This is a genomic window from Muribaculum gordoncarteri (assembly GCF_004803695.1).
GTDB classification, from domain to species: Bacteria; Bacteroidota; Bacteroidia; order Bacteroidales; family Muribaculaceae; genus Muribaculum; species Muribaculum gordoncarteri.
In genome coordinates this window covers 2,213,924-2,234,572 of record NZ_CP039393.1, presented here as the reverse complement: position 1 = coordinate 2,234,572, position 20,649 = coordinate 2,213,924, and the positions used below count along the sequence as shown (strand labels likewise).

Annotated in this window: 17 protein-coding genes and 1 tRNA gene; 9 read left to right on the top strand and 9 right to left on the bottom strand. The window is 51.1% G+C overall.

Annotation, left to right across the window (positions count from 1 at the left end):
• Nucleotides 1–9: 9 nt before the first annotated feature.
• A complete protein-coding gene (gene bioA, locus E7746_RS09930) occupies nt 10–1,329 on the bottom strand; it encodes an adenosylmethionine--8-amino-7-oxononanoate transaminase (protein ID WP_317130894.1) in 1,320 nt (439 codons plus the stop codon).
• A gap of 180 nt (nt 1,330–1,509) precedes the next feature.
• Here bioA and serC point away from each other — a divergent pair, with 180 nt between their 5' ends.
• The 5 genes from serC (at nt 1,510) to E7746_RS09905 (ending at nt 5,756) form a co-directional block, all read left to right on the top strand.
• The gene (gene serC, locus E7746_RS09925; protein WP_123396218.1) at nt 1,510–2,577 is read left to right on the top strand and encodes a 3-phosphoserine/phosphohydroxythreonine transaminase; all 1,068 of its coding nucleotides are present in this window, start codon (nt 1,510–1,512) and stop codon (nt 2,575–2,577) included.
• A 16-nt stretch (nt 2,578–2,593) separates the two neighbouring features.
• Entirely contained in the window at nt 2,594–3,514 is a 921-nt protein-coding gene (locus E7746_RS09920; protein WP_123396219.1) for an NAD(P)-dependent oxidoreductase, read from the top strand.
• A gap of 135 nt (nt 3,515–3,649) precedes the next feature.
• A tRNA-Met gene (locus E7746_RS09915) sits at nt 3,650–3,721 on the top strand.
• 146 nt (nt 3,722–3,867) lie between these two features.
• Entirely contained in the window at nt 3,868–4,872 is a 1,005-nt protein-coding gene (locus E7746_RS09910; RefSeq protein ID WP_136410692.1) for an ROK family protein, read from the top strand.
• 128 nt (nt 4,873–5,000) lie between these two features.
• Nucleotides 5,001–5,756 carry an exodeoxyribonuclease III gene (locus tag E7746_RS09905; RefSeq protein WP_136410691.1) on the top strand — a complete coding sequence of 252 codons (756 nt, stop codon included), beginning with the start codon at nt 5,001–5,003 and terminating at the stop codon, nt 5,754–5,756.
• 9 nt (nt 5,757–5,765) lie between these two features.
• Here the strand turns inward: E7746_RS09905 and E7746_RS09900 are convergent, their stop codons facing one another.
• Nucleotides 5,766–5,945: a DUF4250 domain-containing protein gene (locus tag E7746_RS09900; RefSeq protein WP_123396222.1), complete on the bottom strand. Its 180-nt coding sequence runs from the start codon at nt 5,943–5,945 to the stop codon at nt 5,766–5,768.
• 277 nt (nt 5,946–6,222) lie between these two features.
• Between E7746_RS09900 and metG the strand changes: the two genes are divergently transcribed.
• The 4 genes from metG to E7746_RS09880 all read left to right on the top strand — a co-directional run bounded on the left by metG (nt 6,223) and on the right by E7746_RS09880 (nt 11,741).
• On the top strand, nt 6,223–8,265 hold the full coding sequence (metG, locus tag E7746_RS09895) for a methionine--tRNA ligase (RefSeq protein ID WP_123396223.1): 2,043 nt from the start codon (nt 6,223–6,225) through the stop codon (nt 8,263–8,265).
• 44 nt (nt 8,266–8,309) lie between these two features.
• On the top strand, nt 8,310–9,350 hold the full coding sequence (locus E7746_RS09890; RefSeq protein WP_135947202.1) for an asparaginase: 1,041 nt from the start codon (nt 8,310–8,312) through the stop codon (nt 9,348–9,350).
• A 184-nt stretch (nt 9,351–9,534) separates the two neighbouring features.
• The gene (locus tag E7746_RS09885; RefSeq protein WP_123396225.1) at nt 9,535–9,807 is read left to right on the top strand and encodes an HU family DNA-binding protein; all 273 of its coding nucleotides are present in this window, start codon (nt 9,535–9,537) and stop codon (nt 9,805–9,807) included.
• Between the two features lie 308 nt (nt 9,808–10,115).
• Nucleotides 10,116–11,741: an Rne/Rng family ribonuclease gene (locus tag E7746_RS09880; protein WP_123396226.1), complete on the top strand. Its 1,626-nt coding sequence runs from the start codon at nt 10,116–10,118 to the stop codon at nt 11,739–11,741.
• Between the two features lie 85 nt (nt 11,742–11,826).
• Here the strand turns inward: E7746_RS09880 and E7746_RS09875 are convergent, their stop codons facing one another.
• The 7 genes from E7746_RS09875 to E7746_RS09845 form a co-directional block, all read right to left on the bottom strand.
• Nucleotides 11,827–12,345: a ferritin gene (locus E7746_RS09875; RefSeq protein WP_135947203.1), complete on the bottom strand. Its 519-nt coding sequence runs from the start codon at nt 12,343–12,345 to the stop codon at nt 11,827–11,829.
• A 142-nt stretch (nt 12,346–12,487) separates the two neighbouring features.
• A complete protein-coding gene (locus E7746_RS09870; protein WP_135947204.1) occupies nt 12,488–13,939 on the bottom strand; it encodes a glycoside hydrolase family 57 protein in 1,452 nt (483 codons plus the stop codon).
• Between the two features lie 48 nt (nt 13,940–13,987).
• On the bottom strand, nt 13,988–15,250 hold the full coding sequence (locus tag E7746_RS09865; protein WP_135947205.1) for a glycosyltransferase family 4 protein: 1,263 nt from the start codon (nt 15,248–15,250) through the stop codon (nt 13,988–13,990).
• 10 nt (nt 15,251–15,260) lie between these two features.
• Entirely contained in the window at nt 15,261–17,204 is a 1,944-nt protein-coding gene (locus E7746_RS09860; RefSeq protein ID WP_136410690.1) for a glycogen debranching enzyme N-terminal domain-containing protein, read from the bottom strand.
• Between the two features lie 147 nt (nt 17,205–17,351).
• Nucleotides 17,352–18,329: a diacylglycerol/lipid kinase family protein gene (locus E7746_RS09855; protein WP_123396231.1), complete on the bottom strand. Its 978-nt coding sequence runs from the start codon at nt 18,327–18,329 to the stop codon at nt 17,352–17,354.
• 113 nt (nt 18,330–18,442) lie between these two features.
• Complete coding sequence (gene lpxA, locus E7746_RS09850; RefSeq protein ID WP_123396232.1) at nt 18,443–19,228, bottom strand: acyl-ACP--UDP-N-acetylglucosamine O-acyltransferase; 786 nt, start codon at nt 19,226–19,228, stop codon at nt 18,443–18,445.
• 22 nt (nt 19,229–19,250) lie between these two features.
• The gene (locus tag E7746_RS09845; RefSeq protein ID WP_168184359.1) at nt 19,251–20,630 is read right to left on the bottom strand and encodes a TolC family protein; all 1,380 of its coding nucleotides are present in this window, start codon (nt 20,628–20,630) and stop codon (nt 19,251–19,253) included.
• Nucleotides 20,631–20,649 lie beyond the last annotated feature (19 nt).

The window sequence follows — 20,649 nt, the reverse complement described above, 5'->3', positions numbered from 1 at the left end:
TGATTTTCTTCAGGGCAGAATCTCGATCATTCTGCGGCATAGTGTCCTCAGGTCGTCGTCCTTTATTATATAAGGAGGCATGATGTAGACATTACGGCCGAAGGGGCGCACCCATATTCCCTTTTCGACGCACCGTTTCTGAAATTCGCCTACATTGACGGGGTCGTTCATCTCCACGACTCCGATAGCACCGAGTACGCGCACATCCTTCACTCGCTCGTTGGACGCGGCGGGAGCCAGCTCCTGCTTCAGCAGGCTTTCGATGTGGCTGATGCGCGATGCCATGTCCTGCTCGTTGAGCATCTTGATCGACTCAATGGCTATGGCGCATGCCAGCGGATTGCCCATGAATGTGGGGCCGTGCATGAGCACTCCGGCCTCGCCGCGTGAAATGGTGTCGGCCACATCCTTGGACGTGAGCACTGCGCTCATGGTGAGGTAGCCGGCGGTCAAGCCCTTGCCTATGCACATTATGTCGGGCTCCACTCCTGCCCATTCCCAGGCAAAGCGGCGGCCTGTGCGCCAGAATCCGGTGGCTATTTCGTCAAATATCAGGTATACGCCGTAACGGTCGCAGAGGCGGCGAGCCTCGACGAGATATTGCGGATGGTAGAATCGCATTCCTCCCGCACCCTGCACTACAGGCTCGAGAATCAGTGCGGCAATGGAGTCGTGGTGCTCGGCGAGGGTCTTTTCAAGCGGAGCCATCGTTTCGGGACGCCACTCGTCGTAGAACCCGATTTCAGGCGCGGGAACGAAGTAACGAATGGGAAGAGCCGGGCCGAATGCTCCGTGCATTCCCGTCACGGGGTCGCAGACGCTCATTGCATTCCAAGTGTCGCCGTGATAACCCGAACGGATGGTGACGAAGTTGCTCTTCTCGTGGTTGCCGCTGCGTGACACCGCAGCCTGTATCGCCATCTTCATGGCCACTTCGACGGCCACCGAGCCCGAGTCGGCGTAGAAGATGTTGTTCATCGACGGCGGCACAATTTCGAGCAGCAGCTTCCCCAGCTCGATTGCCGGTTCATGGGTCAAACCGCCAAACATCACGTGTGACATCTTTTCACACTGTCGGGTTATGGCTTCGTTTATGCGTGGATTGTTGTAGCCGTGTATCACGGCCCACCACGATGACATTCCGTCGATGAGTTCGGTGCCGTCGACGAGCTTGATTGTAGTTCCGTGGGCCGAGTCGACCTTGTAGGTGGGCAATGGATTTATGGTTGAAGTGTAGGGGTGCCACAGGTGTTCGCGGTCCCAGTTGTCATATACGATTTCCTGATTGGTCATGGTGGGGTTGTTTTGAGAATACAGAATGTATTGCAAAATTACTGAAAGAAATTAAAAAATGTGCGATAAATGGTCATTTAGGGATGGATTGTGAGTTATTTTCGCCATTTACGGAAAAATTTCAGTAATTAAGGCGTTTTTTTTTCCAAATTAGTTATGCGCTCCATTTAAAATCATTAAATTTGCGCAAACAACCCCTAAAATATCGTAGAAATTATGAAGAAGCATAACTTTTATGCCGGACCATCGATTCTGAGTGAGTACACTATCAAAAACACCGCCGAGGCCATCAAGGACTTTGCGGGAACAGGTTTGTCGATTCTTGAAGTGTCGCACCGCAGTAAGGAATTTGTTGCAGTTATGGATGAGGCCCAAGCCCTCGTCAAGGAGCTGCTTGAGGTTCCCGAGGGCTATCATGTCCTCTTCCTCGGTGGAGGCGCTTCAATGCAATTCTGCATGGTTCCTTATAACTTGTTGAAGAAAAAAGCCGCCTATCTTGAAACAGGAACATGGGCGACAAATGCCATCAAAGAGGCTCGTCTTTTTGGAGAGGTGGATGTTGTTGCGTCAAGCAAGGAAGCCAACTTTACCAACATCCCCAAGAATTATGTAGTACCCGATGATGTGGACTATTTCCACTTCACCTCAAATAACACCATCTACGGAACCGAGATGCGTTACGATCCCGATGTAAAGGTGCCTTTGGTAGCCGACATGTCGAGCGACATCTTCTCCCGTCCCGTTGATGTGTCAAAGTATGATGTAATATATGCCGGAGCTCAGAAGAATCTTGCTCCCGCCGGCGTGACCATCGTGATTGTCAAGGAGGATGCCCTCGGCCACGTAGACCGCGCAATCCCCACCATGCTTGACTATCGCACCCACGTAAAGAAGGGCTCGATGTTCAACACTCCTCCCGTGCTGCCCATCTACTCGGCACTGCAGACCCTCAAGTACTATAAGGAACTCGGAGGCGTAAAGGAGATGGAGCGTCGCGACCTTGCCAAGGCCGAGCTTCTCTATGAGGCCATCGATTCAAGCAAGATGTTTGTAGGCACCGTTGCTCCCGAGGATCGTTCAATAATGAATGTGTGCTTCGTAATGAAGCCCGAATATGACGGACTCGACAAGGAGTTCATCGACTTTGCATCGACCAAGGGTATCGTGGGCATCAAGGGTCACCGTTCGGTTGGCGGTTTCCGTGCATCGCTTTACAATGCTCTTCCCATCGAGAGCGTGAAGGTGCTTGTTGACGCAATGAAGGAATTTGAGGCAAAACATTAATCAGAGCATTAGGACTATGAAAGTATTGGTAGCCACCGAAAAGCCGTTTGCAGCCGTTGCTGTGGACGGTATACGCAAAGTGATAGAAGAGGCCGGTTATGAACTCGAGCTTCTTGAAAAGTACGGCAGCAAGCAGGATCTGCTCAATGCCGCTTCCAATGCCGACGCCATAATCATACGCAGCGACATAATCGACGCCGAAGTGCTCGACGCCGCAAAGCAGCTTAAGATTGTGGTGCGTGCCGGTGCCGGATATGACAATGTGGACCTCGCAGCCGCTACAGCCCACAATGTTGTTGTGGAGAATACTCCCGGACAGAACTCCAACGCTGTTGCCGAACTCGTATTCGGTATGGCAGTGATGGCAGTGCGCAACATGTATAACGGAACATCGGGAACCGAGCTGAAGGGCAAGCGTCTTGGCATACAGGCTTTTGGTCAGGTAGGCCGTAACGTTGCCCGCATAGCCAAGGGATTTGGCATGGAGGTGTCGGCATTCGACCCCTTCTGCCCCGATGAGGCTATGGTTGAGGCCGGTGTCACTCCCGTTCATTCGGTTGAGGAGCTCTACGCCGACAACAATTATGTGTCGATTCACATTCCCGCAACTCCCGACACCAAGAAGAGCGTTAATTACGAGCTCATCACCAAGATGCCCAAGGGCGGCGTGCTCATCAACACAGCCCGCAAGGAGGTGATTGACGAGGAGGGATTGCAGAAGGCTCTCGCCGATCGTGCCGACATGAAGTATGTAGCCGATGTGAAGCCCGACAATGCCGAAGCGCTGAAGGCTGAATTTGGCGACCGCGTGTTCTTTACTCCCAAGAAGATGGGAGCCCAGACCTCGGAAGCCAACATAAACGCAGGAATCGCCGCCGCACATCAGGTTGTGGCCTATCTGCGTGACGGAATCAATAAATTCCAAGTGAATAAGTAGAAAACTCTAATTCCTTGATAACATGAGGGCTGCTCTATGTGGGCAGCCCTATTTTGTAACTTTTAACACAAAAACAGGCGAGTATATTTGGTGGTAACGGCCAAAATGCCTACCTTTGCACTCACAAAACGACATCGCGGGATGGAGCAGTGGTAGCTCGTTGGGCTCATAACCCAAAGGTCGCAGGTTCGAGTCCTGCTCCCGCCACTAAAATAGAGGAAACAATCGTTATAAACGGTTGTTTCCTTTTTATTTTGGTTAATTTTTAACGATAGTCCAAATTATTTTGTATCTTTGACTATGTCTTTGTCATAGGACTTACAAATATTAACCACTTATACACAAGTACAATTATGAGCAAACCTTATGTTGTAGGAATCGACATAGGCGGTACAAATACCGTATTCGGTATAGTTGACGCACGAGGAAACGTAATAGCAAGTAACTCGATAAAGACAGGCAAGCATGCCAATATCGAGGATTATATCGAAGAGCTCAAGACAGCCCTAAACAAGCTTATCGAGGCTCACGATGCTAAAGATAAAATTCACGGAATAGGTGTAGGAGCTCCCAACAGCAACTATTTCACCGGAACCATCGAGTACGCCACCAATCTGCCCTGGAAGGGTGTTGTGCCTCTTGCCAAGCTGCTCACCGAAGCTTTCGGTGTGCCTGTCGCCGTTACAAATGATGCCAACGCGGCAGCTATCGGTGAAATGACTTACGGCGCGGCACGCGGCATGAAGGATTTCATCATGATAACCTTGGGAACCGGAGTAGGAAGCGGCATCGTTGTCAACGGTCAGCTTGTCTACGGCCACGACGGATTTGCCGGCGAGCTGGGCCACGTGATTGTGAAGCCATCCAACGGACGCATGTGTGGATGCGGACGCACCGGATGTCTTGAAACCTACTGCTCGGCAACAGGGGTTGCACGCACAGCGCGTGAGTTCCTTGAGATACGCACCGATCCGTCGCGTCTTCGCGACCTTCCCATCGAGGAGATCACATCGAAGGATGTATATGACGCAGCCATTGCCGGCGACAAGCTTGCCCGCGAGATATTCCAGTACACGGGCGAAATCATGGGCCGCGCATTTGCCAACTTCGTAGCATTCTCGAGCCCTGAGGCAATCATACTCTTTGGCGGACTTGCCCGCGCAGGCGAGCTGCTGATGAAGCCTATAAAGGAGTCGATGGACCGCAATATGCTCAACATGTTCAAGGGAAAGACCAAGCTCTTGCTTTCGGAACTTAAGGAGAGTGACGCAGCCGTGCTCGGCGCAAGTGCATTGGGCTGGGAAGCACGACCCACTCCTCCTCCGGCATCGGCTCAGACGATTCTTGCTGAAGTATAGTGTCGATATTTTGACAACTCATAATTGCGGCCGCTCCATTGTGGGCGGCCGCTTCGATTTTAAGTAACTGCGCGAATCAAAGGCGTGGATTATCCGTTATTATAATAAATAGAATAAGCGTTACGGTTATGAAATTCATATCATGGAATGTCAACGGGCTCAGGGCCTGTTGCGGCAAGGGATTCAAGGATGTATTCAAGGAGTTGGATGCCGATTTTTTCTGCATTCAGGAAACCAAGCTGCAGGAAGGGCAGATTGATTTGTCGTTTGACGGATATGATTCCTATTGGAACTATGCCGATAAGAAGGGGTATTCGGGAACGGCCATATTCACCCGCATCGAGCCTGTGTCGGTGCGTTACGGCATAGGTGTCGAGGAACACAATCACGAAGGGCGTGTTGTCACGCTTGAAATGGCCGGCTTCTACCTGGTCAACGTGTACACTCCAAATTCACAGGAGGGACTGAAGCGCATTGACTATCGTGTGGCATGGGAACGCAGTTTCCGCGAATATGTCATGTCGCTCGACAAGGAGAAGCCTGTAATAGTGTGCGGTGACTTGAACGTGGCCCGCAGTGACATCGATTTGGTCAACCCTGACAGAAACAGGGGGTCGGCCGGATATTCCGATGAGGAGCGCCGCGAGCTTGAGCTGCTTCTTCAGGCCGGATTTGTCGACACGTTCCGTTACCTGCATCCCGATGCCACGGGGGCTTACACATGGTGGAGCTATTTCTATAAGGCGCGACAACGTAACGCCGGATGGCGCATCGACTATTTCCTGATATCGGAGCGGTTGTTGCCGAGGCTCGAAGGCGCCGCCATACACAGCGAAATCCATGGCGCCGACCATTGTCCCGTTGAGCTCTTGCTCACCGATTGACGGCGGCCATTACCAAAACTTGTTGGCTTCGGGGTTATACTCCCATCCGGCCGCGTTGAGCTTTTCTTCGAGAAGCTTGCGGTCGATGTCGAGCGATGCACACAGCTCGTCGAGCGAGGGATATTCGTCACGCAGTTTCATGTTTATGAAACTGAACAGCATAGCCGGGTCCTGAGGCAGATTATCCATGATTAAGAACGATATTGCAGATATAATTTGCGGCAAAGTTACAAAAAAATAATCTTGCAATTAAATCGCATCAAATGGTTGCAATTGTGACGCAAAACAGCAGCTGTTGATGAAAAATGTATAGCAAAAGGCTCTCGGATGCGACAAACGCGTTGCTAATGAGAGCCTTTGCGGCAATTAAACGCATGAAATTGAGATAATTTGTAACCTCGGCTATTTTATTATTTCACGGAGAAAAGCTAATTTTGTACTCTGAAATAAAAAATGTAATCATACAATGGAAAAGAAATTCAAACGTACCTTGATAACCACCGCATTACCCTATGCCAACGGTCCCGTTCACATAGGTCATCTTGCCGGTGTATATGTTCCGGCCGACATCTATGCGCGTTACCTCAGGCTTTGCGGCAAAGATGTAGTGCTCGTAGGCGGAAGCGATGAACACGGAGTGCCCATCACAATAAAGGCCCGTCGCGAAGGCGTGACCCCTCAGGACATTGTCGACAGGTACCATAAGATAATCAAGGATTCGTTTGAAGAGCTGGGAATTTCATTTGATGTATATTCACGTACCACTTCCGACACGCATTCGGCTACGGCAAGCGAGTTTTTCCGCCGTCTGTATGACAAGGGCGAGTTTATCGAAAACACATCGATGCAGCTTTACGACGAAGAGGCCGGGCAGTTCCTTGCCGACCGTTACGTTGTGGGCAAGTGCCCTCATTGCGGAAATGAACGCGCCTACGGTGACCAGTGCGAAGCCTGCGGTACATCGCTCAACGCCACCGACCTTATCGAGCCCAAGAGCGCGATAACCGGCAGTGTGCCCGTGATGCGTGAAACCAAGCACTGGTATCTGCCCCTCGACAAGTGGGAACCCGCTCTGCGCGAGTGGATTCTTGAAGGTCACAAGGAGTGGAAGACCAATGTGTACGGCCAGTGCAAATCATGGCTCGACATGGGCTTGCAGCCCCGTGCGGTGAGCCGTGACCTCGACTGGGGAATCCCCGTGCCCGTGGAGGGTGCCGAGGGAAAGGTGCTCTATGTGTGGTTTGATGCGCCGATAGGCTACATCTCCAACACCAAGGAGCTGCTCCCCGACACATGGGCCACTTACTGGAAAGATCCCGAAACCCGCATAATCAATTTCATAGGCAAGGACAACATTGTGTTCCACTGCATTGTGTTTCCCGCAATGCTCATGGCCTACGGCGACGGCTTCCAGCTGCCCGACAACGTTCCTGCCAATGAGTTCCTGAACCTCGAAGGTGACAAGATTTCGACTTCGCGCAACTGGGCGGTGTGGCTTCACGAGTATCTCGTGGACTTCCCCGGAAAGCAGGATGTGCTGCGTTACGTGCTCACAGCCAACGCTCCCGAAACAAAGGACAACGACTTCACATGGCGTGACTTCCAGGCCCGCAACAACAGCGAGCTTGTGGCCATTCTCGGAAACTTCGTGAACCGCGCCGTGGTGCTCACTCACAAATACTTCAACGGAGAGGTTCCCGCCGCCGGAGAATATCAGCCGATAGACAATGACGCATTTGCCGAACTCAAGTCGATAAAGAGCTCGTTGAGCGACAATCTCGACAACTTCCATTTCAGAGAGGCATTGAAGGATGCGATGAACATAGCCCGCCTCGGAAACAAATATCTTCAGGAAACCGAGCCTTGGAAGGTGGCCAAGAGTGACATGGCGCGCACGGCTACAATACTCAATGTAGCAGCTCAGATGTGTGCCAACATCGCCGTGGCCTTTGAGCCGTTCATGCCTTTCATGTCGAAGAAGCTTCGCGGAATGCTCGGAATGAACGAGATAAATTGGGACGAGCTGGGCCGTAACGACCTTATTCCCGCAGGGCGCCACTTGGGCGAGGCCGAATTGCTCTTTGACAAAATCGAGGATGCCGCAATCGAAGCACAGATAAAGCGTCTTGAGGACAACAAGCGCCAGAACATGATCGATGCGTGGACAGTGGCTCCTCAGGCCGAGGATGTTGACTTTGACACATTCATGAAGGCCGACCTGCGAGTAGGCACCGTGCTTGAGTGCAAGAAGGTGCCCAAGGCCGACAAGCTGCTGCAGTTCCTTATCGACGACGGAATGTCGAAGCGCACCATCGTGTCGGGAATCGCAAAGTACTACGAGCCTGAAGACCTTGTGGGCAAGCAGGTGTGCTTCATCGCCAATCTGCCACCCCGCAAGCTGCGCGGCATCGTGTCGCAGGGCATGATCCTGTCGGCCGAGAATCCCGACGGCCGCCTTGTAGTCATGGGCCCGACTGCTCCCGTGGTGCCCGGAGCACAGGTTAAATAAGGGTTACGATGCAATATAATCCTCTAACTCCCCGACCTCTAACAATGAACAGTGAACGCAAACCCAATATACTGATAGTCTACACCGGAGGAACAATCGGAATGATTGAGAATCCGCAGACTCATGCGTTGCAACCCTTTGACTTCAGGCACCTGATCGACAATGTGCCCAAGATAAAGATGCTCGATTATAGAATCGAGAACATACAGTTTCAATCGCCTATCGACTCGTCGGACATGAATCCGCAATGCTGGATGGAGATAGCCAAGGCGATTGAGGACAACTTTGACCGCTTTGACGGTTTTGTGGTGCTTCATGGAACCGACACCATGGCCTATACGGCCTCGGCGTTGTCGTTCATGCTCGAGAATCTTCACAAGCCTGTAATTATAACCGGCTCGCAACTGCCTATAGGCGAAGTGAGAACCGACGGCGAGGAGAACCTCATAACGGCATTGCAAATAGCTGCGGCTACCGACATAAGCGGCGCCCCCATGGTGCAGGAGGTTGCGATACTCTTTGAGAACTATCTTTGGCGTGGCAACCGCTCAACCAAAATGAGCGCCGATAACTTCAATGCGTTCAAGAGCAACAACTATCCATCGCTTGCGAAGATAGGCCTTGGCATACACTTCAACGAGGAGTCGTTGATGCGCGCCATTGTCAAGCGTCCGCTGAAGGTGCGTTACGCAATGGACTCAAACGTGATGTTTCTCGACCTACATCCGGGCATAACCGAGGAGATACTTCGCCACCAGCTCAACACTCCCGGCATAAAGGGCATCGTGCTTAAGACATTCGGAGCCGGTAACGCGCCCACTTCGCAATGGTTTTCCGATGCCATACGTGACGCAGTGAATCGTGACATCGTGATATTGAACATAACGCAGTGTGTCAACGGCGGAGTACACACCAAGCGTTATGTGGCCGGCGACCGTCTTGCTGCTGCCGGCGTAATATCGGGTCACGACATGACAGCTGAAGCGGCCATAACGAAGATGATGTATCTTTTCGGACTCGGACTTGAAGCCGCCGATGTGCGAAAGTACCTTGAATGCTCGTTATGTGGAGAAGTGACATTGTGAAAACATTGTCTAAGAGTATGAATTTGAGAATTTTATTTAAAAATTGCCGAGCATATTGCGTCTAATTGAAAAAAAAGTGCGATATTTGCAGTTGCAAAAATCACGGAGTCTAATGTTTGGACGCAAAGAGTTTTGCCAGTCAATAATATTGTAATTATTATAATCATAAAATTTAGTAGAAAAAATGACTAAAGCCGACATCGTAAACGAAATCTCTAAGACAACCGGTATCGAAAAAGCTAATGTACTTGAGACTATCGAAAAGTTCATGGAGATTGTAAAAGATTCTTTGGCACATGGAGAGAATGTATATCTCCGCGGATTTGGCAGCTTCATCGTAAAGACTCGTTCGGAGAAGACCGCCCGCAACATTTCAAAGAACACCACCATCATTATCCCGGAACATAAGATTCCCGCTTTCAAGCCTGCCAAGGTCTTCATGGAAGAGGTGAAGTAATGATCAACTTTAGAGATTTTATATAACCCATATTATTAACTTTAAACAGCGTAAAAATGCCAAGCGGAAAGAAAAGAAAAGGCCACAAGATGGCAACTCACAAGCGCAAAAAACGCCTTAGAAAGAATCGTCATAAGAAGAAATAATTCAATATTCTTCGATTGACAATTAAAAAAACGTATATACTCGAGAACAAACTTGATCAAGTCGCCCAACGTAATTGACCCAGTCACGTTTGTTCTCAGCGTATATAATAAAGAGTCATCGCCACCGTGGCTCGGCACTCATTAGAGGGTGGCAGTTAAGAAATGAGAAGTGAACTCATAGTAGATGTACAATCCACCGAGGTGTCAATCGCCTTGACTGAGGATTCCCGGCTCGTATCGCTCCAGAAAGAGTCGAGAAACATTTCCTACGCAGTGGGCGACATTTATCTGGCACGAGTCAAGAAGCTCATGCCGGGATTGAATGCCGCATTCGTTGATGTAGGCTACGAAAAAGACGCGTTTCTTCATTACTTAGACTTAGGCTCCCAGTTCTCATCCTACTACCAGTTTGTCAAGCAAGCGCTTGACGACAAGAAACACTTGCCACAAGTGTCAAAAATGAAGCTCCTCCCTGACATCGACAAGCACGGTTCGGTGACCGATGTCCTTGAAAAGGACATGCAGTTGATGGTTCAGATAGCAAAAGAGCCCATATCCTCCAAAGGTCCGCGACTGACTACCGAGATAACGTTTACCGGACGCTTCCTTGTACTCATCCCCTTCGGCGATAAGATATCGGTATCGCAAAAGATTAAGACGACCGAAGAGAAACTTCGTCTGCGCCAGCTCGTAGAGAGCATCCGCCCCAAGAATTTCGGCGTGATAGTGCGCACCTCAGCCGAGGGAAAAAGAGTGGCCGAACTGAATCATGAATTGAAGACATTGTTGAAATGTTGGGAAGATACAGTGGCCAAGGCCCAGTCGTCGACCGTTCCGTCGCTAATATTTGAGGAGGAAAGTCGTATTGTGAGCATGTTGCGTGATGTGTTCAGTCCATCGTTTGAAAGCATTTATGTCAACGATGCGGAAACTTACGGTCAGATAAAGAAATATGTCGACCTCATAGCTCCCGATCGTGCCGACATCGTAAAGCTCTATGCCAAGGATGAACCGATATTCGACCACTTCAACATCACCAAGCAGATAAAGTCGTCGTTTGGTAAGACGGTGTCGTTCAAATCGGGCGCATATATCATTATAGAGCACACTGAAGCGCTTCACGTAATCGATGTAAATTCAGGTAACCGCTCGAAGGCCTCCAATGACCAGGAGAGCAATGCCCTTGAGGTCAATCTGAGGGCGGCCGACGAGATAGCGCGCCAGTTGAGGCTGCGTGACATGGGCGGCATTATCGTGATAGACTTTATCGACATGAACAAGTCGGAACATCGACAGGCTCTTTACGAACACATGAGGGAGGTTATGGCCAATGACCGCGCCCGGCACAATATCCTGCCGTTGAGTAAATTCGGGTTGATGCAGATAACCCGCCAGCGCGTGCGGCCGGCTCTCGACATCGTCACCTCAGAGAAATGCCCGTCGTGTTACGGAAAAGGCGAGGTGCAGCCGTCGTTGCTGTTTACCGATGTATTGAAGGAGAAGCTTGACTACCTGATTAATAATCTGCATGAAAGCGGATTTACGATGTATGTGCATCCCTACGTTGATGCATATCTTAAAAAGGGCTTATTGTCGCTCTATCGAAAGTGGAAGATGGAGTTTGGCAGCCGCTTCAAGATATTGCCCGATCAATCGTTGGCCTATTTGCAGTACAGAGTCATAGACTCAAAGAAAAATGAGATAGACCTTGCCGAGGAAAAGGACATGGATTCCTCTTCGACAAAGTCAAAGACTAAAGCCAAGGAAAGGAATAAGAATGAAGATTAAGGTGTCAGCGCCTTATTGAAATCTTGAAAAAATCAAAGGCTGTCCGCGATTGGCGGGCAGCCTTTGTTGTAATATTTACTTTGTATCAAGCCTGTGCGAGGGGAGAGGGAACGTTGTAAACTCTTGAGGCGAGCTCCTGGTCGAGCATGTACTGTCCCATGCCGTCGTTGCCGATTAATTTGAACTTGTCGATGAGCTGACGGGCGGTGTCCTCTTCCTCAACCTGCTCCTTAACAAACCAGTTGAGCTGGTCGCGTGTAGCGTAGTCATGCTCTGCTTCGGCGAGTGCATATAGGTCGTTGATAAGTGAAGTCACCTTGCGCTCGTGCTCGAGAGTGTTCTCAAAAGCTGCGATGGGTGATTCCCACTGGGTGGGCACTGCGTCGATGGGCTTCAATTCAACGCGACCTGCACGGGCGTTGACATAGTTCATGAATATCTGTGCGTGAGCCTGCTCTTCCTGAAACTGGATGCGGAACCAGTTGGCGATTCCGGGCTTTCCTTCGGCATCGAAGTGGCAAGCCATTGAGAGGTAGAGATAGGCCGACCAGAACTCGGCATTGATTTGCGCGTTGAGAGCGCTTTGTACTTTGTTGCTAAGCATTGTTATAATTGAATAAATTGGTTAATCGTTACGCTATATCTTAATATTAACATTCATCATGCGTGATGAGTTGAGTAGAGGCGCTGTTAAAAAACCGAGCCCGGAATTTTGGTTCCGAGCCCGGAGGCTATTGCGTTAGTATTTATTCCTCTTTTTTAGCCGTTTTCTTGGTAGCTGCCTTTTTAGGAGTTTCCTTTTTGTCGGCCTCCTTTTTGGGAGCGGCTTTTTTCTTGGCAGTTTTTTTCTTCTCTTCCTCGGCTGCGAGAGCTTCACGCTTGGCGTGCTCCTCGTCGTAGTGCTCGAGGTTGTTGCGCATTGATGCCACTTCCTTGTTCAGCACCTCGATTTCGGTAGCCTGGTTGCGGATTGTTGTGAGCAGCGAGTTGAGCTCTTCGTTCTCGATCGAGAGGGGATATTGCTCTTCGACGCGCACGATGAAGTCGGCAAGCACGTTCATGTAGTTGGTGAACGCCTGGAACGGAGTTTCATAGGGGCTGAACATTGCATGTACGGCTCCATCGTTCATGTGCTTGGTCGACATATAGAAGAAGTGGTCGCTTCCCTGGAGATACTGCCAGTCCTGCTTGAGTCGGCGGTCGGAGCAGAGTCGTACGCGTTCAGCTACCGAATAGAGCTTGTTGAAGGCTTCGTTCTGGAGCTTGTTGCCAAGCCAAGCCGAAGTGTCGCGAGCTTCGTCGGCCCATGAAATGGGGTAGAGTACGCTGAGCGAATCGATAGCCTTGCACTTTGACACAACTTCCGAGGGAGTCCAGAAGTCGATTCCGCGTTCGGCGGCGAAGCGGGGAAGTGCTTCAAGGAACTGGAAGATGCCGCTTTCTCTCGGCTGAAGCTCGCCAAATGTTTCGAGGCTCATGAACAGGTTGATTACCTGCTCCTCGGCGGGAGTCGATGCAATCCAGTCGATATACTTGTCGGCGGTCAGGGGGTAAGCGTCCCACTCGGGGTTGCTGAAACGGAACGAGATGTCGTCGCTGAGCTTGTCGTTCTTCAGAAGCAGCTTCAGCTTGGGGCATGAGGCGGCCGAGTAGACATAGTTGGGCGACTTCCATCCGAGGATGTGCTTTGCGCCTTCGGTTATGCAGCCCTTGTAGCCCATTTCGTAGATCATGGGTGCCATTTCGTCGCAGTAGATCAACTCGGTGTTGCGAAGCACCTTGGGGCGCTGGCCAAACAGCTCGTAGATCTTGTCGTCGTGAGCGCGTACCTGCATTGTAAACTCTTCGGGATCGATTAGCGATGACAGAGAGTGAGCGTAGGTTTCGGCAAGGAATTCAACCTTTCCGGTATCGGCAAGCTTCTTGAGCAGGTCGATGAATTCGGGCACGTACTGCTCGCACTGCTCAAGGGCAGTTCCGGTGATGGATAGTGCGCAGCGGAATTTTCCTCCTGTCTGCTCGATCATTCTAAGCAGGGCCTCGGCTGCGGGGATGTAGCTGCGATGAGCTATGCGGGTGATGATGTCGTCGTTGGCGAAGTCATCATAGTAGTAGTGGTCGTTGCCTATGTCGAAGAAACGATATCTTTTGAGCCTGAACGGCTGATGAATCTGGAAATAAAAACAAATAGCTTTCATGAGCTTGTGGTTTATTATAAGTTTTTGTTGTGTTTATTGGCGTTATGGTTAATTGCGGTGAAGCACACGGTTGTATATGTCGATCACCTTTGCTCCGGCTTTGTCCCAGGTTATCTGGTTCACTTCGTTCAAGCCGTCCTCCTGCAGCTGCGCGTGCATTGCGGGATAGGTGACAATCGAATATATGGCATTGGCCATGGCGTCGATGTCCCAGTAGTCGGTCTTGATGACATTGGTGAGGATTTCGGCGCAACCCGACTGCTTTGAGATGATTGACGGAACACCCATCTGCATGGCTTCGAGAGGCGATATACCGAAGGGCTCAGATACGGAGGGCATCACGTACACATCGCTTGCCTTCAGCATTTCGTAAACCTGCTTGCCTTTCTGGAATCCGGGGAAGTGGAACCGGTCGGCAATTCCGCGTTCAGCCGCGAGGGTTATCATTTTGTCCATCATGTCGCCGCTTCCGGCCATCACAAATCGCACGTTGTGATTGTTCTTCAACACGCGGGCGGCAGCTTCCACGAAGTACTCGGGGCCTTTCTGCATGGTTATACGGCCGAGGAATGTAACTACTTTTTCCTTGGAGCGGGGCGGATTTACATTGAGCAGCTCTTCGCTAAGGGGAGTCACGGCATTGTGTACGGTGGTCACCTTTGCGGGGTCGATGCCATATTTGTCGATGACTGTGTTGCGGGTGAGGTTGCTCACTGTGATGATGTGGTCGGCATGAAGCATTCCGTCGCGTTCGATGTTGTAGACCGTGGGGTTTACATTGCCGCGCGAGCGGTCGAAGTCGGTTGCATGCACGTGAATCACGAGAGGCTTTCCGGTTACCTGCTTTGCGTGTATGCCGGCAGGGTAGGTGAGCCAGTCGTGGGAGTGGATTACATCAAACTCCTCGGTGCGGGCGATTACGCCTGCGCAGATGGAGTAGTTGTTGATTTCCTCCAGCAGGTTGTCGGGATAACGGCCTGAGAACTCAATGCAGCCCAAATCGTTGGTGCGCATATAGTTGAAATCGGCGTAAATGTGGTCGCGAAGACGGAAGTACTCATCGGGGTTCATAACGTTACCGATGCGGCTCTCGACATATTCGCGGCTTACATCGCGCCAAGCTATGGGAGTCTGTGACGCGCCTATTATTTTAGCGAAGCTCTTGTCCTCGTCGCCAAACGGTTTGGGAATTACAAATGTGATGTCCATATTGCCACACTCCCACATTCCCTTGGTGAGACCGTAGCTGGCAGTGCCAAGACCGCCGAGGATATGAGGTGGGAATTCCCATCCAAACATTAATGCTTTCATGGAAGGATGATTACATGTTTAACTTTTTAAGGTTGCGGAGTGTGCGGAGAACTTCGGCGACATTGGTCGCTTGTGAAATTGCTCCTCGTCCGGTAAAGGGCGGGTTGCCGTCGTAGAGCTGTGAAATGGTGCCTATGCAGCCGTTGCTTATCTCTTCCTCGAAGCCGATGAGCATTCGGTCGATATAGCTTACACCGCTCATGCCGAACACTTTGATGTAGGCGTCGGCGTAGGAGCCCATCAGCCATGGGCGTGCCGGGCCGTTGTGGTAGGCGCGTTCGCGCTCTTCGGGCGAGCCGAGGTAGAACGGCTGGTAACCGTAGCTCTTGGGCGACAATGTGCGTAGTCCCTTGGGGGTCAGCAGCTCACGGGTCACTACATCGAGCACGCCCTTGCGCTGACGGCGATCGAGCGGCGAGTAGTCAAGTCCGATTGCGATTGCCATGTTGGGACGCACCGACAGGTCGGCATAGTGTCCGTTTACGTAGTCGTAGAGGTAGCCGTGGTCGTTGAGGAATGTGTCAACGAATGCCGTCTTGGCCTGCTCGGCTATAGTTCCCCAATGCTCGCGGCGCTCTTCGTAAGCCTTGATGCCTTCCGAAATGTTGTAGGTGAACATTAGCGCGTTGTACCACAGAGCATTGAACTCAACGAGGAGTCCCGAGCGGGGTATGAGAGGCCATCCGTTGGAGGTGGCGTTCATCCATGACACGGGAACCGATGTACCGGCGGTGGCTACGAGTCCGCTCGTCTGCACTTCAAGGTTGGGATGTCCGCCGGCGATTATCCAGTCGAGGATTCGGGCTGCCAGCGGCAGGTACTTTTCACGAGCCTTGTCAACGCCTGCGTTCTTGGCATACTGCTGGATGCTCCAGATGGCCCACAGCGGCACATCGGGGAGGTCGATTCCGTGTATGCGCGAGTCGAGTGTTTCGTTGTCGATGAAGTTGTTCAGCGCCTTTGAGGCTGTTGCCATGATGTCATGGAAGTCATTTTCATGATTGATGGCCAGAGTGGTTCCGGGCAGGGCGATGAATGTGTCGCGTGCGCGGATGGGTCCCCAGGGATAGCCCGACTTGATGAACTCGCCGTCTTCGTCCTTGATGTAGAACTGCTTGGCTGCGTTCTTCAGGCAGTTGTAGAAGCTGGTGCGGCATGTGCGGCTTGCGAGCTCGACTTCATACATCTTGTTGAGCGAGCGAGGCGATGCTTCGGTAGTTCCGGCCGAGAATATGATTGATTCACCCTTATTGATGGGGATTTCAAAATATCCGGGCACCCAAAGGTCCTCGGTATAGGGAACTCCGCGCTCAAGGTCCTTGACATATTCGATGCCGTTGTACCAGTTGGGCTGTGATACCCAAGTGGGCTTATGGTTGAACTGCATGTATAGTGTGGGGAACCCGTCGTAGAGGCAGAACGACACGCCGTTGTTGACTTCGTTGTAATTCTGGTTGAGATTACCGTTCTGGACTACGAGCTCGTTGGACTCGCGGAAAGCGAGGAACGGACGGAACTGCAGTGTGGTGGCCGAATGTGCGTCGACGAGCGTGTAACGGATCAGTATTCGGTTTTCCTGAGAGATGAATATCATCTCCTTGGTAAGGATAACTCCTCCTACACGATAGGTAGTGCGCGGAACGCTTTCGCAGTCATATTCACGAATGTACTTGTGTCCTTTGGGACTGTATACTCCACCGGAATACCGGTGTAACCCAAGATTAAACGGGGCACCATGCTGAATTACCGTTTCGTCAAGCGATGACAGCATGACGAATGATTTATTGTCCATCTCTTTTATAGGAATTACCAGCAGGCCGTGTTGCTTGCGGGTGTTGCATCCTACGATAGATGAGCAATGATAAGCTCCGGCTTGATTAGTGCGCAGCATCTCCTTTGGAAGAGATTGCTCGAGGTTAATCATGAGGTTTTTATCAAATTTAAGATAACTCATTATATAAAATTGTTAGGATATAATTCGGTTTTAAGGTATCGATGCACAATGTTACTGAATTTTTCGGGATTAAGCAAAATTATTTAAAAAAAAGTACCGGTATTAGATGAAAAAGTAGGTTTTATTGGTTTGATATTGGTTGGAATGTCACACTTTTCGGGCTATTAGACGGTTAAATGAGCTGGCCAAGTCCTTGAGTGCGTTTTCAATCGGTGTTATGATGGGTCGGAATTCAATTTCACGCGAGGGGGTGAATATAGGCAGTGCGTTGGCATGGCATTTTATTGCCATGGTGTCGTCGATGGTCACCGGTTCTCCGTCGAGATGCGCGGGTCCTTCGCTTTGTCGGTATATTACTGCCGACGGTGCTCTGAAAGTGTGTATCATGGTATTTGAGTTAATGTATCCGGTGAATAGATCCATACCCACGAGGGCGGTGTCAAACGGCGTGCCTGCGTGGATGATCGTGATGTCGAGCAGTCCGTCGGTTATGCTCGCAGTGGGAGCTATATATGCGTTGTTGCCATACTGCGATGCGTTGCAGCACGCTATCAGGAATGCTTTTTCGGTAAGAATGTGCCCGTTGGCACTTATTGTATATACCTGAGGATGGAATTTGATGTATTCCGAGATTGCGCTTTTTATGTAGGCGAGTTTTCCTCGACGATGCTGTCGGGCGAAATTGCTGCTTACGGCGGCATCGAATCCCACGCCGAAAGTGCAGAAGAAAGGCATGTCATTAACTGCGCCGTAGTCGCTCTTCACGATGTGATTTTCGGCTATGATCTTGACCGCGCTCAACGGGTCGAGGGGTATTCCGAGGTGTCGTGCAAGACCGTTGCCCGACCCGCAGGGGATGATGCCCAGTGCCGTGTTGCTGTGACACAATGCCGCTGCCGTTTCGTTGACCGTTCCGTCGCCACCGGCGGCGATTACTCCGTAGAAGCCTGCGTCAACGGCGTTCCCGGCAAGGCGAGTGGCATCGCCGTGGGCACAGGTATAGGCTGTGGAGATTTCAAATCCGAGAGGCTCAAGTCGACTGCGCACGAGAGGCTCAATAGTGTCTTTGCTTCCAATACCTGAAACGGGGTTTATTATAAGCAGCAGTTGGCGCGAAGTGTTCATTGTGTTTATGTGTAATCAATATGTGCAAAGATACGATTTCTGTAGAAATTAAACAAACAGCCTGCCGAATGTGATTTCGGCAGGCTGCTAAAAAAATGTTATAAAATCGTGAATTATTCGTAATCGAGCGGTATTGCAACGATTTTGAGGTCGTGGTTGCGGATGAAGTCGATGATGTTGGAGCGTATGTCGCTCGGAGCCACATCGGCTTCGACGCGCTTAACGGCGTTGAACACCGAGGTTCCCGACTGGTAGATGTGACGGTAGCTCTTGGCAACATCGTCGATCTGGTCGTCGGTGAATCCGTGCTTGCGCATTATTACGGCGTTGATTCCGTAATATACCGCAGGGTTGTGGGCTATGATGACATAAGGGGGCACGTTGCCAACGATGCGGCAGCCACCCTTGATGAGCACCCAGTCGCCAACTTCGCTGCGCTCGTGCATGATGGCGTTGGACGAGAGGATGGTGCACTGGCCTACCGTGCAGTCGCCTGCGAGCGTAACGCCGTTGCCTATCACCGAGCGTCCCTTTATGAGGCTGTCGTGGCCTATGTGTGCGTCGGCCATAATGAAGCAGTCGTCGCCTATTACGGTGGATCCTGTAGAGCGTATGCCTCGGTTTATGATCACATGCTCTCTTATCACGTTGTTGTCGCCGATGGTGCAGTAGGTCTTCTCACCTTTCCATCGGAAATCCTGCGGGTCGGCACCGATTATTGCGCCTTGGTAGACTTTGTTGTGCTTTCCCATGCGCGTGCCGTTCATTATGCTTGCGTAGGGCATTATCTCGCAATCGTCGCCTATCTCGACATTTGCATCGATGTAAGCGAATGGATGGATGGTGACATTGTTGCCAATCTTTGCCGACGGGTCGACATGAGCTAATGGACTAATCATGGTTGTAAGTGTTTAAGTTAAATTATCGACCTCCGCCGAGCGACTGATACAGGTTGATGGCTGCACGCGCTCTTGCGTTTTCGCAGCTTGCCTGCGACAGCTGGGCTGCGAGGAGGCTCTGCTGGGCGGTGAGCACTTCCAGATAGGTGGTGCGTCCGTCCAAAGATAGCAATTCCTGAGTATATTCGACCGATTTTTCAAGATTTTCTACCTGATTTTTCAGATAGTCGGCTTTTTCGTTGCTTTTGGTGTAGAGCATCAGGGCGTTGCTCACCTCGGCACTTGCACTGAGCAGCGTGTACTCGAAGTTGTTCATAGCCTGCTCCTGCTGTGCTCGTGCAGCCTCAAGGTTGGAGATGAGCTGTCCGCGTGCAAATAGCGGTGCGGTAAGCTGTCCGGCGAGCTGAACGAAGAACTTGGCGGGATTTGACACCATCGAGCCCATGAGGTTGGTGAAGCCTCCGTTGGCCGATATGTTGAGGCCGGGATAGAATGCCGAGCGAGCCTGGTTGGTGGCATAGTAGGCCATAGCCAGCGAGTGTTCCGACGCTCTTACATCGGGGCGTGAAGCGAGTTCGCGCATGGGCACTCCTTCGCGCATGATGGCGGGTGCCTCAAATCGGGCATCGGCCTGGATGTTCCATGTCTGAGGCATAACGTTGAGGAGCAGCGACATGGTGTTGTTGGCTTCGTTCAACGACACTTCAAGGTCGGTAATTGAGGCGAGAAGACTGTAGTAGTTGGCGGTGCTTTGTACTACGGCGCTTTCGTTTACACGGCCGGCGAGCTTGAAGTTCTTCATGATCTGTACGCTCTCCTTCCAGTATTCAGCTGTCTGTCGGCTGATTTTCAGCTGAGTTTCAAGCATGGATATTGCATAGTAGCAGTTGGCCACACCGGCGATGAGCTGCGAGCGCACGGCCTGCTGGTAGGCTTCGCTCTGAAGAAGGGCCTGCTTGGCGCGACGGTTGCTGTTGAGCAATTTTCCAAAGAGGTCGACCTCCCAGCTCACTGCGAGAGGAAGCTGATAGGACCATGACATCTTGGAGTGGTCGAATGACGAACCTGCACCGTTGGGGGCGAGTGTCACCGAGGGAAGGTAGCTCAATCGCGCTCCCTTGAGCTGAGCGTGAGCTATGTCGATGTTAAGCTTGGCGTTGCTGAGATTGGTGTTGTTGGCAAGAGCCTGATTGATGAGGTCGACAAGCATCGGGTCGGTGAACACCTCTTCCCAGCGAAGGTTTCCGAAAGCCTCGGCGTTTTCCTCGGTTTCCTTGGCCTGCACATACTCCGATGTCAGTGCATTGTCCTCGGTGGGCATCTCAAACTTGTTGTAGATGTGGCAGCTCGAAAGAGCTCCCACACTTACAACCATTATTGCGATACGTGATATATTGTTCATGATTTTTCCTTTGTGCATT